Here is a 16,201-nt window from a genome sequence, read left to right on the forward strand (position 1 = left end):
TAATTTTATAATCCCGCTATATATGACCCTGAGGGGCTTTATCTTTTTTATGAGAACGTGGATACACTGTGGATATGTGGATAACTTTTGTGGATGAGCTGTGGTAAGATGAAGTAAATCCATCGGCAGAGGTGAATAAATTGGTGGATAAAGATATTAATGTACTATGGGATGACATCCTAAAGAACATCGAGGAGACGATGCCAGAGGGAACAGCCGATTTATGGCTTAAGACATGTGTTCCCCTTTCTGTTATGAACGATGTACTTGTTATTGATGTTCCCAATGTTTTTGTAAAAGAACAGATCTCCAAACGGTTCCAAAATGTAATTGAGGATGTTCTTATGGATAAGGGATACGCTCAATCACTGGAGCTTAAAGTTGCCTCCGAGGCAAGAAAGGACGAACAGCAAAGAGCAGAACGAGCCGCCCAGCATACGGGAACTCTTCCCCGAAGCGGCCTTAATCCTAATTATATCTTCAATAGTTTTGTTGTGGGAAAATCAAACCGTCTCGCCCATGCTGCCAGTCTGGCTGTAGCAGAAACGCCGGGAGAAGCCTATAACCCTCTTTTTATATGGGGAGGCGTAGGCCTTGGCAAAACCCACCTGATGCACGCAATAGGGCATTACGTGCTCAATAAAAACAATTCTTTAAAAGTAACCTATGTGAGCTCTGAAAAGTTTATCAACGAATTTATTCAATCCATAAAAAATAACAGGACCCAGGAATTCAAATCTAAATACAGAAGTGTGGATATCCTTCTCATCGATGACATTCAGTTTCTTGGAAACAAAGGAAGCAGCCAAGAAGAATTCTTCCACACCTTTAACCAGCTTCATGTAAGTAAAAAACAGATCGTCATATGCTCTGACCGCCCTCCTAAGGAGATCCAAAACATAGAGGATCGTCTTGTAAGCCGTTTTGAATGGGGATTAGTCACTGATATACAGATGCCCGATCTTGAGACCCGTATTGCGATCCTTCAGAAAAAAGCCCAAATTAGAAATTATGAGGTGCCTGAAGACGTTATCTCTTTTCTTGCCCAGAATGTGCCCAGCAATATAAGAGAACTCGAAGGAGCCCTTAATAGAATCATTGCCTGTGCCGAACTCAATAGTGAGCCCATTACCGAGGAAAACGCCACTCAATGGCTTAAAGATATTATTCGCCATAATTCAAAAGGGCCTGTAAGTGTCGACACTATTCAACAAATTGTAGCGGAAAATTTCAGTTTGACCGTTGAAGACCTTGTAGGGAACAGGCGCACATCAGATATTGCCCTTGCCCGTCAGGTTGCTATGTATCTATGTCGAAAACTCACTGATATAAGTCTTCAGCAGATAGGCTTTTCTTTTAAGAAGAAAGACCATACTACAGTTCTCCATGCTCAGAGAAAAATATCAAAACTTGTAGAAGAACAACCTAGAATGAAGGAAATTGTGGATAACATAGAGGCTAAGCTGTGAAAATAGCGTTGGACAGGATGTGAATAGTGGAATAATGTAAGTTTTTCACAATTTCACTGTGGACAATGTGTATAACTTAGGAATTATTTGTGAGTGCCTATCCACAGAGAAAAGTCACTTTTCATAACGGCCCACGACGATTTCCACATTATCCACAGACCTTATTACTATTATTATTACTTAGATACTAAAATAATAAAGACAATAACAAGGGGAGGGAATAGATTATGAGACTCCAGGTGAGCAAACCGGATTTTATGAAAATCTGGCAAACGACAGAACGAGTTACGAGTACTAAAAGCACAATTACTTCTCTCGCCGGTATACTATGCCGAACCGATGATGCTTCTTTAACCCTTGAAGCGACAGATCTCAAAACATCTATAAAATGTATTGCTTCTGGAGTACAGATTGAAGAAGGCGGAGAAGCTATCCTTCCAGTTAAAGTTGTTGGAGAACTTTTTAAAAAAGCTCCCACTGATACATTTACAGTTTCAGTCAAGGAAGGAAAAGGGATTATTTTCGCAGGAAGAAATACCTATCGTTTTTCTACATATCCCGTTGAGGAATTTCCTCATCTGCCATCTTCTGAAAATGCAAAATTCTTCTGTACCGTCAAAGCTGAAACGCTAGCCCAAATACTTAGTGAAGGAACAGTGGCAAGTACTTTAGGAGAAGAGTTTCCTAAATATTTAGGAGCAGCACTTTTTGAATTGAAAGGGAATGACATTCGTATTGTTTCCACTGATGGACGGCGTCTCTCCCTATCGAAAGTCCTTCTCGATGAGTATGGAGATACTGAGAAGATTCTTCTTCCTTTAGCAGGATTAAAAGAGCTGCTTCGCCAACTCTCTTCCCTTGAAGGAGATAAACCTGTTCAGATACTTCATGATGATGCACTTGCCTATTTTCAAATGGGTGATATTGAATTTTCTATTCGGAAAATAGAATCTTCCTTCCCAAATTATGAAAAAATATTGAACCCTCAGAGCACTACTACCCTGACCATTGAACGAAGTGCGTTAACAGAAGCGCTTGAAAGGGTAGATGTTGTGGTAAGGGATCATACCCGGATGGTTATCTTTAAACTATCTCCCAATGGAGATCTTCGTATGATGGGACGTGCTCCTGAGATAGGTGAAGCAGAAGAAATCCTTGACGCTCAAATTGACGGAGAACCCCTTCTCATAGCTTTTAATGTAGCGTATCTATTAGATGGATTGAAGGCCCTTCATGGTGAAAGTGTATTTATAACCTTTAATGGCCCAGAGGGACAGATGAGCATGCTCCGTCCTGGCAGGGACGATTTTCTCTATATGCTGATGCCCATTAAATTGAGTGAATCTGATTTTATACATGAAAGGGACGAAGAGGAATAGCTCATTGCAAGCTTACGTCTTGGCACAACTTTAAGAATTTGACGCCCCGCCGTCTTGAATGGGCTGCGGGGCTCAATTTGCTTGTTGGAAACAATGGTTCTGGAAAGACTAATGCTTTGGAAGCCATTCATATTCTTTCTGGATGGGGACCTTTCAGATCTTCTCGTAAATCGTTTCTCGTTAATTGGGATACAGAAGAAAAACAGGCTTATTTACGAGGGTATTTTAGCGGTGAGACAAATCTGGATATTGTTGCGACTGTAGGCGAGAAAAACATTATCCAGTGTGACGGAAAACGAATAACCCATGGAAATGTACGTTCACTCATCCCAGCCTTAGCTTTTCTGCCTGGAGATCTCGCTATTGTTGACGGAGCTCCGTCTGTGCGCCGTCAGTTTCTTGATCGCCTTTGCGCTCTTCTTTTTCCCCTCTATGTGAGAAAAATGAGCGATTGCCGCAGAGCATTGCGCCATCGTGTGATTCTGCTTCGAGAAAGAAAAGATCCTTCCCTTACATCAAAAGTCCTCGCTCCTCTTGTTTCATGGATTTGGTCGACCCGAGCCGCAGCCGTCGATCTGCTAAAAATAGGCATTCAGGAATTTCGCATTCTTCTGCCTTCTGATATAGTGCTTACATTTGAAAGAGGAGGCGCTTTAGACTTGCAGGATCCCATGCAGGACTATTGGGAATCTGTAAGAAAATGGAGAGAAAAAGAACATATAACAGGAGTTCCGCAAGTTGGGCCTCAAAGGGACGATATGATAATAACAACAAAGGGACAGTCTGTATCGATAGTGATGAGCCGTGGGCAAAGAAGAAGGACAGCAGTGGCCCTCATGTTGGCAGCAGGCTGGGCTGTAGAAAGAAAGCTGCGTCGTAAACCTCTTTTGATTCTTGATGAAATAGCGGCAGAGCTTGATGACAGAGGAAGAAATATTCTCATTGATGCCCTAGTAGAGTCTTCATGGCAGGTTTTTGCCGCTACAGCTGAAAGTTCAATGAATGGTTGGCCAGGAACAGTCTGGCAAGTACGTCAGGGAAATATTACACCGAGATAATTTTGAGAGATCAAGATAGAAAAGGTGAGACGAGTCAAATGGAGCAAAAAAAGTATGATGTAATTGTTGTTGGCGGCGGCCATGCAGGATGCGAAGCATCTTTAGCCGCAGCACGCATGGGAGCGAGAACGCTCATGCTGAACCTTTATCTTGATAATACGGCGCTTATGCCTTGTAATCCATCTATCGGAGGGCCCGCGAAAGGCCATCTTGTAAGAGAAGGAAATGCCTTGGGAGGAGAACAGGCCCGGGCAGCTGATTATTCTACAATGCTCGTACGGTGGCTTAATACATCAAAAGGGCCGGCAGTCCAAGCGTTACGGGCCCAGTGTGACCTTCGCGATTATCATGATCATTTTATATGGACCATAGAGACAACCCCCAACTTGGAAGTACATCAGGATATCGTGACAGATCTGTGGATCGAGAATGGTTCCATTCGCGGCGTTAAGACGAAATACGGTTTCACCTATGAAGCAGGCGCAGTTATTTTAACGACAGGTACTTATTTACGAGGCCAGGTTCACATTGGTCTTTTAAACTACTCATCAGGTCCCATGGGACAAGTGCCATCTACCGAATTGAGTCGTTCTCTTCTTGAGAGTGGTATTGAAATGGGGCGCATGAGAACAGATACGACCCCCCGACTTCATATAGACACTATTGATACATCATCTCTCATTGAACAGAAAAGTGCTGAAGAACCCCTTTGCTTCGACCTCTGGGGAGAGAAAAAGACATACACCGGATATTCCTGTTACCTGACTCGGACGAACAGTTATCTTCATAATATTATCCGCGAAAACCTTGAGCGATCTCCTCTTTGGACAGGGCGCATGAGTGGTCTTGGCCCTCGATATTGCCCTTCCATTGAAGACAAAATTATCCGTTTCCCAGATAAGGACAGTCACCTTATCTTCTTAGAGCCTGTATCACGAAAAAATAAGGAAGTCTACGTACAAAATTTTTCAACAAGCTTGCCCTACGATATTCAGGTTGAGATTGTTCATGCTCTTCCTGGCTGTGAAAAAGCCCAAATTACACGGGCTGGCTACGCAATTGAGTATGACTATGTTATACCAACCCAGCTTGCTCCTTCCCTTGAAACAAAAAATATACGGGGACTCTTCTGCGCGGGACAAATCAATGGAACATCAGGATATGAAGAGGCGGCAGCACAAGGGCTAATCGCTGGTATGAATGCGGTACTCTATACGAGAAAAGAAGCTCCTGTTGTACTTAAGAGGTCAGATGCCTATATCGGCGTACTCATTGATGATCTGGTGACAAAAGGCACAAACGAGCCCTATCGCATGCTTACAAGCCGCTGTGAATATCGCTTGCTTCTCCGTTTCGACAATGCTGATCGTCGTCTCGCCCCTATAGGAAGACGAATGGGCCTTATCGATGATGTCAAGTGGCAGATATTGCGGGAGAAATGGGCGGCTGTGGATCATGAAAAAGAGCGACTTTCAAACCTGAGGATAAACCCATCTGAAGAAGTAAATGATTGGTTAGTCCGCGCAGGCTCTTCTCCCCTTGAAGAAAGTGTCAGGGCGATAGATCTTTTATGCAGGCCAGAAGTGACCTATGGCGCCATGAGACCTTTTTTGCCTTCAATAGAGCGGCCATTAACGGATGAAGAAGCCCAAAGCCTTGCTATTGAAGTAAAGTATGCTGGATATATTGAGCGCCAGCAGCGTCAGGTTATCCGGCTTAGTAAAGGTGAAAAGGTCTATATTCCTGAAGATTTCAGTTATGATGAAGTTCCCGGTCTACTTTCGGAAAGCCGACAGAAGCTCGAAAAGATCAGGCCTCAAAATCTTGCTCAGGCAAGCCGAATATCAGGGGTGACACCGGCAGATATACAGCTTCTGTCTGTTTATCTTGAAACCAGAAGGAGGCGGAAGGAGCGTGGCATTACGCCATCGTCATGAGGCAAGTTCTGTTGAAACTTTACTCGAGAGCATCTTTTCATCGAATGGGAAAAAGCATATTCTTCTCTCTCATGTGGCCCAGCACTGGCAAAAGATAGTAGGCAACGTTCTCTCGAAACGAAGTCAGCCTTTTGCCATTGAAGGTACTTTGCTTTGTATTCGAGCCGAAAGCCCTGCAGCGGCTCAGCGTCTTTCTATGATGGGAGCTACAATTGCTCAAAAAGTCAGTAAAGAGTGGGATTTGCCTGTTTCCGGCGTTAAGGTCGTTATTGGGAAGATTTTTCCTCGTAGGATTCCAAAAATAATAGGAAAAAAACAGGTCCTTATAACACCTAGAGCAGATGATATTTCTAAGAATCTGGAACGTTTAAGGGATCGTATTGATGACCCTGATATAGCTATCTCTCTTGCAACGTTGATGGCAACGTGGAATCGCAGATTTGGCAAATAAAACGTTCTGGGAAAATTATCCAGGGCCTTATCTATTCTGTAACTTAATTAGCGTGTGTTGTGTGCCAGTGATTTCAGCAACTACACCCACCTGCTCATGTTTAGCAACTAATTTTGAGATTTGATTGAACATTATATATTCCTCCTGTTAAATTTATTTAAAATCGGAAATATCTCCTGTTAAGAGGAGAATACTGTTAACAGAATATAAGAAATTCACAGTATTATAGATATATAATACAATTTAAACAAGGATTATGTATCATTAAACAAAAGAAATTGTAAATAGGGTGGTGAAACTATGAAAAAATACAAATTCTTTTGGATGATAAGCCTAAGCTCCTTGTTTTTTATTCTTTTGTGCAGTGGAGTATGGGCCAATAGTTGGGATGATCTAGTACGTTTCTACGATCTCGATAAAAGAATGACATATGAAGCCCGCATTCTTCGGCAAAAGCTGCTTCAGGAAGCTTATAATATTTCTTCAGAAGAACTTTGGCGTTCCTTGCGGCAAGACCTTACACCGAGGCAGAAAGCCGCAAATAGTCTCTTGCTTATCGAAAGGCTATGTTCTGGAAATCTACAGAATTGGGAAGAAGTGAAAGGGTTTTGGTATCCAGGGCTCATGCCTAAGCCTCTGGCATTGATAGAAGGATTTTATTTTTCGCTTTGGTCGCTGTCAGAGCTGCCTGACGAGGCCTCGCCGTGGCTTGCCTTTACTCTTATTAAAGACCTGCGCTCTTCTTCAAGGGGGAAGCTCTATTTTCTTGAAATGGCTCCCCATGAGTACGGCGTGATACTCAAACAGCTTAAAGCTCGTGGTGTTCCATTGCCTGATAACTGGTTTGATTTTGAGGAGAGAGGCTCATTACCACTCATTCGCTCTTTTAGGGGACGGATTGGCTACGATAGCGTTCTTTTTAAAAATATGGTTTTTCTTAACAATGCTGGTCAGCCTGCCTCAAATGGTTATTATGCGTGGGACCGTGATAGGGGATATGTTTATCAGGTGTCAACCAGCAATCGGAGACGTATTTTTATTATCTGGGATTAGTGATCCTTAAATACACTACACCAGGGGGCTGATCTTCTCAACATGCTTACTTTTTTGCCGTCGAAACTGAAGCAGTTTCTTCAACGCGAGTGGCTAACAACAATCTATACTACTACCGGCACTATAATAATAAGCTTTGCACTTGTCGCTTTGATCATGCCATATAGATTTGCCAGTGCTGGGCTGACAGGTATTGCCCTTATAAGTCATTATGCCTTGAATATTTCTCCGGCGTGGATCATTGCCATAGGGAATACTGTTTTATTGCTTTGGGGCTGGAAAGTTCTGTCCCCCCGTTTTGTAATTTGGACTTTCTATGTGTCGATCTTAATGACCGTTTCTGTTATGTTTTTTGAACTTTTTACATATCCATTAATTCAAAATGTTTTTCTCGCGGCTATCCTCGGCGGAGTTTTAGGAGGCCTTGGAATGGGGCTCATTTTTCTGGGCGGAGGCTCCAGCGGGGGAACAGATATTATTGTTATGGCGGCGAGAAAAAAATATGGTATTGATGTAGGCATGTACTCTTTTTATATAAATATGGGGATTCTTCTTGCCTCGTGGTTTGTAGTGGATCTGGAGCAGCTTCTCATGGGTGGGGTTCTTCTCTATATTGAAAGCCTCACCATTGATAACGTGCTAAAATCATTTGATCGCAGAAAACAGCTGATGATCATTACTCAAAAGCCGGGAGAAGTAAAGCGTTTCATTATTGAAGAGCTCGATAGAAGTGCCACAATTATCGATGCTCGAGGTGCCTATTCAGGAGAACCTAAGAATATGATAATGGTGGTGCTTACCAGAAGACAGGCCATGGAACTTAAACGACACGTTGTTTCAATTGATCCCATGACTTTTATTATTCTCTCGGATGTGGCTGAAGTGGTTGGAGATGGATTCAAACATTGGAAAAACATTTAATAGGGCACAGAAAGGGAGGGCGAGACGAAACAAATGGAAATTGTAAACAATATCGATTCAATAAGGCAAAAACTAGCTTGTAGCAGACGGCAGGGAAAAAGCATTGGTTTGGTTCCTACTATGGGGTTTCTCCATGAGGGGCACCTTTCTCTTGTCCGAAGGGCAGCGAAAGAAAACGATATAGTTGTGGTGAGTATTTTCGTCAATCCAACCCAGTTTGGGCCTCAAGAAGATTTTGAGAGCTATCCCCGTGATCTTGAGCGTGATGCCCTTCTAGCCGAGGAGGCTGGCGCGAATTTTATTTTTTACCCAACAGTGGGAGAAATGTATCCTCAGAAATATGAAACCTTTGTAGAAGTAACGGAATTGACAAAGGAACTTTGTGGACGTTCCAGGCCAGGACATTTCCGGGGGGTAACCACTGTAGTTACAAAACTTTTCAATATTATTCTTCCGGACAAAGCTTATTTCGGACAAAAGGATGCTCAGCAGGCTATCGTTATCCAGCAGATGGTGAGAGATCTCAATCAGAATGTTGAAATTTGCGTTTGTCCCATAATCAGGGAGAAAGACGGCCTTGCGATGAGTTCTCGTAACACATACTTAACGCCTGAAGAGCGAGAACAATCTACTGTTCTCTCCGCATCCCTTGAAATGGCCCAGCAAATGATTGAAAATGGGGAACGAGATGCCGAAAGAATTAGAAAAGCAATGGAAGAGCTCATACTCAGCAAAGACAAAGCCCGTATAGACTACGTGGAAATTGTAAGCGCCCATAATTTGAAACCTGTTCAAGTTCTTTCTGGCAAATGCCTCATTGCGTTGGCTGTAAAATTTGGGGCTACCCGTCTTATTGATAATATAATGGTAACGGTAGCTCAATAAGGAAGAAGGAATCTTAGTCTAATTGCGGGATGACGTTACCCTCGTCTAATGCGAAATCTTTTCTTTCTCTTGACAGTTTTATTTTTGTTTCGTATAATCCGACCCAATCCATGTGAAATGGAACTTTATAATTCTACATTGTTAAAGGCGATGAAACAAGGCGCTTTTCCAGGTCGAAACCTTACCAGAGATGGGTGTTCAGCGGCTGAGAGGCACCCTTAAGGGGACAGGAAAAGCCAAAAGCTTGTGGAGCTGGGGTGGAAAGGTGAATGAACTGGAGTACACTCACGAAATTGTCTTCACGTAACGAAGACCGAGTTGGGACACATGTAAAAATGTGTTCAAGCAGGGTGGTACCGCGGGCATTTAGATTTCAAGAGGCTCGTCCCTTCGGGGACGGGTCTCTTTTTTTATTGGTTGTCAGGCAAAGGAGGAGTAATAATAATGAGGGTAGCAGTTGTAGGCGCGACAGGTGAAGTGGGACGGACAATGGTTCGGGTACTTGAAGAGCAGGGAGTTAGACCGGACGAACTTCGACTTTTTGCTTCTGCCAGATCAGCTGGAACATCTTTGTCCTTTTGTGGAAATTCCTGTACAGTTGAAGAGCTAGGGACTAAAGTCTTAAAAGAAGGTTTTGACTACCTTCTTTTCTCTGCTGGTTCCAATGTGTCGAAACAATATGCTTCCATAGCTGCAGAAGCGGGATCAGTCGTTATTGACAATTCATCCGCCTTTAGAATGACTCCTGATATCCCTCTCGTAGTTCCTGAAATTAACGGGGATCTCTTGCGAGGGTACAGAGGTATTGTGGCCAATCCAAACTGCTCCACGATTCAAATGGTTCTTGGGCTCTATGAAATTCATCGTCGTTTTGGAATAAAATCTATAGTTGTGAGCACCTATCAATCGGTATCTGGAGCGGGAAAAAATGGAATAAATGAACTCGAGAGTCAAATTTCAGGCCATGTGGAGCCTAAAAAATTCGTTCGTCAAATTCATCTCAACGTAATTCCTCAGATTGGGGCAATTCTGGAAAATGGATTCTCGGAAGAAGAGATAAAAATGGTTGATGAAACTCATAAGATTTTGCAGGACGATTCTATAGGCATTTGGGCCACCACGGTACGTGTTCCAGTACTTTACGGCCACTCGGAAACAATTTGGGTGGAAACGAGGAAGCCGGCATCTCTTGATGAGGTTCGAAAAGCCATAGAGGCGAGCGAAAACGTAGAATTGACAGATCAGGTGATCTCTCCTCTTGATGGCGCTGGAACAGATCTTGTCTATGTTTCCCGTCTTCGAGCTTTTGATGATACACGGTTTTTAATGTGGAATGTAGCGGATAATATTCGTGTTGGAGCGGCAACAAACGCCGTTCGCATCTTAAAGAAACATCGAGCTCTTAATGCTCGCAGCTTTGAATAGGAGGTGTGTGGTCTATGTTTAGCGGAACAGGAACAGCAGTGGTGACCCCTTTTAAAAGTGGGAAGGTAGATTACGAGAGTTTTGAAAGATTTTTGAACTTTCAAATCAACGGAGGCGTAGACTTTCTTGTTGTTCTTGGGACAACAGGAGAAGCGCCGGCTGTAACGGCTAAGGAACGGGAAGAAATAGTCCGTTTTGTAATAAAAACAGTTGAGGGAAGGGTTCCTGTTGTAGTAGGAACCGGCTCCAACTCCACGGAAGCAGCCATAGAACTTTCTAATCAGGCTCTCTCGTTGGGCGTAGACGGTGTTCTTGTGGTGACCCCCTATTACAATAAGCCTCCCCAGGAAGGTTTATATCAGCACTACCGCACCATTGCCTCCCGCATTAATAAAGGGCGGCTGATCATTTACAATGTACCGGGTCGCACAGGGGTCAACATACTGCCTGAGACAGTACTTCGTTTAGCTGAGATAGAGAATATCGTTGGCATTAAAGAAGCTTCCGGCGATGAAGCTCAGGTTGACTACCTCATTAGAAAAATGCAGAAACAGCGTCCCAACTTCTTTATTCTTTCAGGCAACGATGACCAGGCTTTCCACCTTGTCAATGCCGGAGGAGACGGGGTTATTTCTGTACTTTCCAATGTGGCGCCCAGAGAAACGTCAACAATGATTCGTTTCGCCCTTGATGGCGAGATAGGGAAGGCCAGAGAACTTCACTTGCGGCTTTTCCCCTTGATGAAGGGGCTCTTTTGCGAAACCAACCCCATTCCCGTCAAGTATGGAGTAAGTCGCCTTGGATATTGTGAGAATGAGCTTCGTCTCCCTCTTATTCCTGCATCCTCCAAAGCTATGGCCGTGGTTGATGAAGCCCTGAAAGAGAGCGGCATCTACTAATGCGTTACGGACTTGTGGGAGCTTCCGGCCGGATGGGGCAGGAAATTCAGAAGGCTTTTGCTGAGCATACCCTCTGTCTCACAGTGGATATAAACGGTGAAACATGTGACGATACTCCTCAGGTTATAGTTGATTTTTCTAATCGCATGGCATTGCCGCGTACTATTGAGCTTTGCCGTTTGCACAGAGCTGGATTGGTTGTTGGAACCACAGCTATTGTGCAGGAAGACATTGAACTCCTTCGCAAACTGGGGGAGGAGGTTCCAGTTGTCCAGAGCTTTAATTTTTCCGTTGGTGTCAATATCCTAAAAATGGTATTACGACAGTTTGCTCCGTACCTTGAAGACTGGGATCTGGAAATATGTGAAACTCATCATAACAAGAAAAAAGATGCCCCATCAGGTACGGCTATTTTGATGAGGGAGGTAACAGGGCGTAATTGCCCCACCCATTCTCTTCGAATGGGGGGAGTTCCTGGCGATCATTCCGCATTCTTTGCGAATGAGGGAGAAGTCCTTGAATTTACCCATCGCGCCCTTTCCCGTTCAGTTTTTGCCTTGGGAGCGTATCGTGCGGCCCAGTTTGTTGTTAACGCCGAGCCAGGATTTTATTCTTTCGAGGAGGTTATCGCATGCGCACCGAGGAAATCATCAAGCTTATAAAAGAATCAAAGAAGCGGACTCCTGCCAAGGCCTATCTTTCTGGAAACCTTGAGAAGTGTGTTTGGGGAGAGTTGACCTTTATTGGCAGCAACCATTTTGGCATGCTTATAGGCGACCACAAAGAAATAGAATTGGCCCTTTCTGCCAATGCGTCCCATATTGATGGGACTCATATTGAAGTGGAGGCACGAAATTCCGCTTTGCCCCTTGCGGATTTGACAAAATATGATGCTCGTATTGAGCCAGGAGCCATCATTCGCGATATGGTGGAAATAGGCAAGGGCGCAGTTGTGATGATGGGTGCCGTTATTAACATTGGCGCTGTTATCGGGGCAGGCACCATGATAGATATGAACGTTGTTGTAGGTGGGCGGGCTGTTGTTGGCGCCAATTCCCATATCGGCGCAGGGGCTGTGGTAGCTGGGGTCATTGAGCCTCCAAGCGCTACACCAGTCATGATAGATGACAATGTTTTAGTGGGAGCCAATGCTGTTATTCTTGAGGGTGTGCATATTGGGGCTGGGGCAGTTGTGGCTGCAGGGGCTATTGTAACGAAAGATGTGCCCCCAGGAGCTGTGGTGGCTGGTTCTCCAGCCCGCATCATAAAAATGGTCGATGCTAAAACTGCTGATAAAACTCAGATCGTGCAAGACCTGAGGAACCTCTGATTGGGAGGTTTTAGAAAGTGATCGTACAGAAATATGGCGGATCGTCAGTTGCGACACCAGAAATGATTCGAGCCATAGCAGAAAAAATAAAGAAGCGTGTGGAAGAAGGGGAAAAGCTTATAGTGGTTGTTTCAGCTATGGGAAAAACCACCAATAACCTCATTGACCTTGCGAACCAGGTTTCTTCAGATCCCCTTCCGCGAGAACTTGACATGCTTCTAGCTACAGGGGAACAGACGTCTGCGGCTCTTCTTTCAATGTCGCTGAACGATCTTGGTGTGCAAGCAGTATCATATAATGCCTTTCAGCTTGGCATGATCACCACAGGAACTTTTTGTAATGCCCGCATCGTGGATATTGACATGAAAAAAGTTGAACGAGAGCTCAATCAGCGTGATGTAATAGTTGTTACAGGTTTTCAGGGGATCACTCCAGAAGGGGAGATCACTACATTGGGCCGAGGGGGCTCTGATACATCTGCTGTAGCTATTGCGGCAAAAGCAGGAGCCCGCTGTGAAATATATAGTGATGTGGCCGGAATCTATACCTGTGACCCTAAAATTTGCCCAAACGCTCAGAAACTCGACTATGTCACCTATAACGAGGTACTGGAACTTTCGTCCATGGGGGCAAAGGTCCTTCATTCGAGAGCTGTGGAAATAGCAAAAAAATATAACGTTGAACTGTATTGTGCCTCGACTTTTTCAGATGAAAGGGGGACTCTTGTGGTGGGTACATTGCCTGAATGGTTGGAACAGCCTGTTGTTACAGGAGTTACATCTGATCCCAATCAGAGAAAGGTTACAATCAGCCCTATGCCTGGGGGAATACAGGCAATGAGTGCTTTGTTCACGGCATTGGCTGATAAAGGAATAAATGTGGATATGATATCCACAGTAAACGATAATGGCCATTCTTACCTTACCTTTACAGTTGTTGAAGGAAAAGGTCCAGTGGTACGCAGTACGGTGGAAGAAGTAATGGCCTCCTATGATGGCTGGCGCGTCACTGAAGATGATAAGGTTGCAAAAGTATCAGCAGTGGGCGTAGGGATGGAATCGGCTCCAGGTGTAGCTGCGAGATTTTTCTCCGCTCTCTGCAGGGAACAGATTCGAATGTATGGAACAAGTACTTCAGAAATTAAAATATCCACTCTTGTAGCGAAGACTGATGCCAATAGGGCAGTAAGGGCTCTAGTGCATGAGTTTGGTTTAACAGAGGTTGAAAATTAGCCAGAGCCGCTTCACATGAAGCGGCTCTGGCTAATTCCCTAAGCAATGACGTGTTTTACTTCTTTGCAATATATTCTGTAGTGTGTTCTGCCATTCTATTTTTCCTTTACGAAAGCTCTTTTACTCTGATAAGAGCTTCTTTTAGTGTCAATCCTTCAGCTTTTATATACTTTATACCAGCGAGTTTTAAGGCATTTTCCGCATTGGGGCCGACATGGGGAACAATCACAATATCAATATTGTATTTTGAGAGAAGCCGAGCAGCAGCTCCTCCTGCGCCATGTCCTTGTTCTAAAAGAGGATTTTGTATCGTCTCAAGAAGAGTTCCCTCCTCATCGAGAATGACAAAATAGGGAGCCCGAGCAAAGCGTTCAGCAATAGAGCTTGTAAGAGAAGGTTCGTTAACAGCAGCAGCAATCCGCATACTTTTCACCTCACCTTTTTATTATGTTAATCAAATTTGTTAGATTGTTATAAATTGAGTCTATCTCCGGGCTCAGCGCTTCTAAAGGAATCTCTTTTTTTGATATGGCTTCCACAACATTTGGTCGGAAAGGAATCGAACCTAGAAAGTGCCAATTTTCTTTTTTAGCCTCATTCTTTATCTCCTCTCCCTTTGCTTCTGAGAGATCAGATTTATTGAGAACAATGGCCAGAGGAACATCTAGAGAAGCGCAAAGCTTACTGAGACGAAGAAGGTCATGAAGTCCGGACAGCGACGGTTCCGTCACTGCAACGGCCAAAGTTGCTCCTGTAAGAGCCGAGATAGCAGGACAAGAGATTCCCGGAGGCCCATCGATAACGATAAATGGGACCCCCTCTTTGAGAGCTTCCTTTCTGCTCTCCTTTTTTAAACGGGCTACAAGCATGCCTGAATTTTCTTCACCAGCATGAAGACGGGCATGCCAGAGTGGACCATACGTTGTTGTTCCTCGCCAGTATTGCCCCTGTTCATATGAATGCATGGATATCGCCTGATGGGGACATACCAGGGCGCAGCCCCCGCACCCTTCACATTTCCATGGCAATAATGTGATCCCGTTATTTGCCTTTTCGAGAGCATTAAAACGGCAAAACCCGACACATCCTCCGCAAACAGTACAGCGCTCAGTGTCTATTTCAGGAATCTTTCTTCCAGTAAAGGAAAAGGCTTGCTCGTCTTGCGGATTAAGTAAAAGTTGAAGGTTGGGAGCGTCCACATCCACGTCACAAAACACAGCCTTTCCACTAAAGGAAGAGCATAAAGCCGCCATAATGCATGTTTTTCCTGTTCCCCCCTTGCCGCTTATGATAACTATTTCTTTTGGAGTCATGACAGCACCTCTTTGACATGGTTAAGAATATCCGATGCGGCTTCCTGCCATTGTTTATCAATTAAAATGGGAGCGATTCCCTTAGCATAAGCACGAGCAACTTCTTTTGAAAAAGGCAAACGAGCAAGAATAGGCAGAGCCAAATTCTTGCAAAATATTTCAGCTTCTTCAATATTGCCAAGATCAGAGCGATTAATAACTACGCCTGCAGGAATATGAAGTTCGCGAACTGTTTCTGTGGCCAGGGCGAGGTCGGAGAGTCCAAAAGGTGTAGGTTCTGTCACCAGTATCACAAAATTGGACTGTTCCACTGCGGCAACCATGGGACAGGCATTTCCTGGAGGCCCATCGACAATCTGGGGAAAAGGAAGAGAATCTGCTTTTTTTAGAACAGCGTGAATCAATGGAACAGGATTGGGTTCCCCAATATCTAATATCCCTTCAAGAAACCAAAAGGATTCCTGATTTTTGATATTCATTATACCAATGGAAGCTTTACTATCTTTAATAGCCTTTTGAGGGCATACAAGTTCGCATACACCGCATCCATGACACAACTGCATATTGACAACTGGCGCATGAGTACCGAATTGATTGAGTGCCCCAAAAGCACAATTATCAGCACAGACTCCGCATCCTTTACAACGAGCGGCTTCTATCTGGGGGACAACTTTATAAACATTTTCTTTCTTCGGATTTTTGATCTGAAGAACCAAACCAAGGTCGGGTTCGTCAACATCGAGATCAATAGCTGTCCCCTTACTAAGAGAAAGAGCAAGGGAGGCAGCGATACACGTTTTGCCTGTGCCTCCCTTGCCGCTTGCGACTGTCAATCGAAACATGGCGAGC

At 44.1% G+C, this 16,201-nt stretch carries 16 protein-coding genes; 13 read left to right on the forward strand and 3 right to left on the reverse strand.

Annotated features, from left to right (window positions below; genetic code table 11):
* Nucleotides 1–140 precede the first annotated feature (140 nt).
* The 13 genes from dnaA (at nucleotide 141) to AMICO_RS00065 (ending at nucleotide 14,039) form a co-directional block, all read left to right on the forward strand.
* Nucleotides 141–1,469, forward strand: coding sequence for a chromosomal replication initiator protein DnaA (gene dnaA / locus AMICO_RS00005; protein ID WP_013047416.1), 1,329 nt, complete (start codon nucleotides 141–143; stop codon nucleotides 1,467–1,469).
* Nucleotides 1,470–1,696: 227 nt separating this feature from the next.
* A complete protein-coding gene (gene dnaN / locus AMICO_RS00010; protein WP_013047417.1) occupies nucleotides 1,697–2,848 on the forward strand; it encodes a DNA polymerase III subunit beta in 1,152 nt (383 codons plus the stop codon).
* Nucleotides 2,845–3,906 carry a DNA replication/repair protein RecF gene (recF, locus tag AMICO_RS00015; RefSeq protein WP_041459283.1) on the forward strand — a complete coding sequence of 354 codons (1,062 nt, stop codon included), beginning with the start codon at nucleotides 2,845–2,847 and terminating at the stop codon, nucleotides 3,904–3,906. The genes dnaN and recF overlap by 4 nt, the downstream gene beginning before the upstream one ends.
* 38 nt (nucleotides 3,907–3,944) lie before the next feature.
* The gene (gene mnmG, locus AMICO_RS00020) at nucleotides 3,945–5,843 is read left to right on the forward strand and encodes a tRNA uridine-5-carboxymethylaminomethyl(34) synthesis enzyme MnmG (protein ID WP_013047419.1); all 1,899 of its coding nucleotides are present in this window, start codon (nucleotides 3,945–3,947) and stop codon (nucleotides 5,841–5,843) included.
* Nucleotides 5,821–6,294, forward strand: a complete 474-nt coding sequence (locus tag AMICO_RS00025) for a DciA family protein (RefSeq protein ID WP_013047420.1) — start codon at nucleotides 5,821–5,823, stop codon at nucleotides 6,292–6,294. Before mnmG ends, AMICO_RS00025 begins: the two co-directional genes overlap by 23 nt.
* Before the next feature lie 300 nt (nucleotides 6,295–6,594).
* Nucleotides 6,595–7,347, forward strand: a complete 753-nt coding sequence (locus AMICO_RS00030; protein ID WP_013047422.1) for a hypothetical protein — start codon at nucleotides 6,595–6,597, stop codon at nucleotides 7,345–7,347.
* A gap of 42 nt (nucleotides 7,348–7,389) precedes the next feature.
* A complete protein-coding gene (locus AMICO_RS00035) occupies nucleotides 7,390–8,268 on the forward strand; it encodes a YitT family protein (RefSeq protein WP_013047423.1) in 879 nt (292 codons plus the stop codon).
* Nucleotides 8,269–8,301: 33 nt separating this feature from the next.
* A complete protein-coding gene (gene panC / locus AMICO_RS00040; protein ID WP_013047424.1) occupies nucleotides 8,302–9,153 on the forward strand; it encodes a pantoate--beta-alanine ligase in 852 nt (283 codons plus the stop codon).
* Between the two features lie 444 nt (nucleotides 9,154–9,597).
* A complete protein-coding gene (locus tag AMICO_RS00045) occupies nucleotides 9,598–10,578 on the forward strand; it encodes an aspartate-semialdehyde dehydrogenase (protein ID WP_013047425.1) in 981 nt (326 codons plus the stop codon).
* A gap of 14 nt (nucleotides 10,579–10,592) precedes the next feature.
* On the forward strand, nucleotides 10,593–11,477 hold the full coding sequence (dapA, locus tag AMICO_RS00050) for a 4-hydroxy-tetrahydrodipicolinate synthase (protein WP_013047426.1): 885 nt from the start codon (nucleotides 10,593–10,595) through the stop codon (nucleotides 11,475–11,477).
* On the forward strand, nucleotides 11,477–12,139 hold the full coding sequence (locus tag AMICO_RS00055; RefSeq protein WP_013047427.1) for a 4-hydroxy-tetrahydrodipicolinate reductase: 663 nt from the start codon (nucleotides 11,477–11,479) through the stop codon (nucleotides 12,137–12,139). The genes dapA and AMICO_RS00055 overlap by 1 nt, the downstream gene beginning before the upstream one ends.
* Complete coding sequence (gene dapD, locus AMICO_RS00060; RefSeq protein WP_013047428.1) at nucleotides 12,109–12,807, forward strand: 2,3,4,5-tetrahydropyridine-2,6-dicarboxylate N-acetyltransferase; 699 nt, start codon at nucleotides 12,109–12,111, stop codon at nucleotides 12,805–12,807. Before AMICO_RS00055 ends, dapD begins: the two co-directional genes overlap by 31 nt.
* A 17-nt stretch (nucleotides 12,808–12,824) precedes the next feature.
* Nucleotides 12,825–14,039 carry an aspartate kinase gene (locus AMICO_RS00065; protein WP_013047429.1) on the forward strand — a complete coding sequence of 405 codons (1,215 nt, stop codon included), beginning with the start codon at nucleotides 12,825–12,827 and terminating at the stop codon, nucleotides 14,037–14,039.
* Between the two features lie 106 nt (nucleotides 14,040–14,145).
* On the opposite strand, the gene AMICO_RS00070 is transcribed toward AMICO_RS00065, so the two are convergent.
* From AMICO_RS00070 to AMICO_RS00080, 3 genes are read right to left on the reverse strand one after another with little or no spacing between them, the layout of a single operon-like run.
* Complete coding sequence (locus AMICO_RS00070; RefSeq protein ID WP_013047430.1) at nucleotides 14,146–14,463, reverse strand: NifB/NifX family molybdenum-iron cluster-binding protein; 318 nt, start codon at nucleotides 14,461–14,463, stop codon at nucleotides 14,146–14,148.
* A gap of 10 nt (nucleotides 14,464–14,473) precedes the next feature.
* Nucleotides 14,474–15,352: an ATP-binding protein gene (locus AMICO_RS00075; RefSeq protein WP_013047431.1), complete on the reverse strand. Its 879-nt coding sequence runs from the start codon at nucleotides 15,350–15,352 to the stop codon at nucleotides 14,474–14,476.
* Nucleotides 15,349–16,194, reverse strand: a complete 846-nt coding sequence (locus AMICO_RS00080; RefSeq protein WP_013047432.1) for a nucleotide-binding protein — start codon at nucleotides 16,192–16,194, stop codon at nucleotides 15,349–15,351. The genes AMICO_RS00075 and AMICO_RS00080 overlap by 4 nt, the downstream gene beginning before the upstream one ends.
* Between the last annotated feature and the right edge of the window lie 7 nt (nucleotides 16,195–16,201).

The sequence above is a fragment of the Aminobacterium colombiense DSM 12261 genome (assembly GCF_000025885.1).
GTDB lineage: Bacteria > Synergistota > Synergistia > Synergistales > Aminobacteriaceae > Aminobacterium > Aminobacterium colombiense.

What these genes read in the sequence shown, in the direction of transcription:
- AMICO_RS00080 (WP_013047432.1), bottom strand. Translation starts at nt 16,194, where the DNA reads ATGTTTCGATTGACAGTCGCAAGCGGCAAGGGAGGCACAGGCAAAACG.
- AMICO_RS00075 (WP_013047431.1), bottom strand. Translation starts at nt 15,352, where the DNA reads ATGACTCCAAAAGAAATAGTTATCATAAGCGGCAAGGGGGGAACAGGA.
- mnmG (WP_013047419.1), top strand. Translation starts at nt 3,945, where the DNA reads ATGGAGCAAAAAAAGTATGATGTAATTGTTGTTGGCGGCGGCCATGCA.
- AMICO_RS00070 (WP_013047430.1), bottom strand. Translation starts at nt 14,463, where the DNA reads ATGCGGATTGCTGCTGCTGTTAACGAACCTTCTCTTACAAGCTCTATT.
- dnaN (WP_013047417.1), top strand. Translation starts at nt 1,697, where the DNA reads ATGAGACTCCAGGTGAGCAAACCGGATTTTATGAAAATCTGGCAAACG.
- AMICO_RS00030 (WP_013047422.1), top strand. Translation starts at nt 6,595, where the DNA reads ATGAAAAAATACAAATTCTTTTGGATGATAAGCCTAAGCTCCTTGTTT.
- AMICO_RS00055 (WP_013047427.1), top strand. Translation starts at nt 11,477, where the DNA reads ATGCGTTACGGACTTGTGGGAGCTTCCGGCCGGATGGGGCAGGAAATT.
- panC (WP_013047424.1), top strand. Translation starts at nt 8,302, where the DNA reads ATGGAAATTGTAAACAATATCGATTCAATAAGGCAAAAACTAGCTTGT.
- dapA (WP_013047426.1), top strand. Translation starts at nt 10,593, where the DNA reads ATGTTTAGCGGAACAGGAACAGCAGTGGTGACCCCTTTTAAAAGTGGG.
- dapD (WP_013047428.1), top strand. Translation starts at nt 12,109, where the DNA reads ATGCGCACCGAGGAAATCATCAAGCTTATAAAAGAATCAAAGAAGCGG.
- AMICO_RS00045 (WP_013047425.1), top strand. Translation starts at nt 9,598, where the DNA reads ATGAGGGTAGCAGTTGTAGGCGCGACAGGTGAAGTGGGACGGACAATG.
- AMICO_RS00035 (WP_013047423.1), top strand. Translation starts at nt 7,390, where the DNA reads ATGCTTACTTTTTTGCCGTCGAAACTGAAGCAGTTTCTTCAACGCGAG.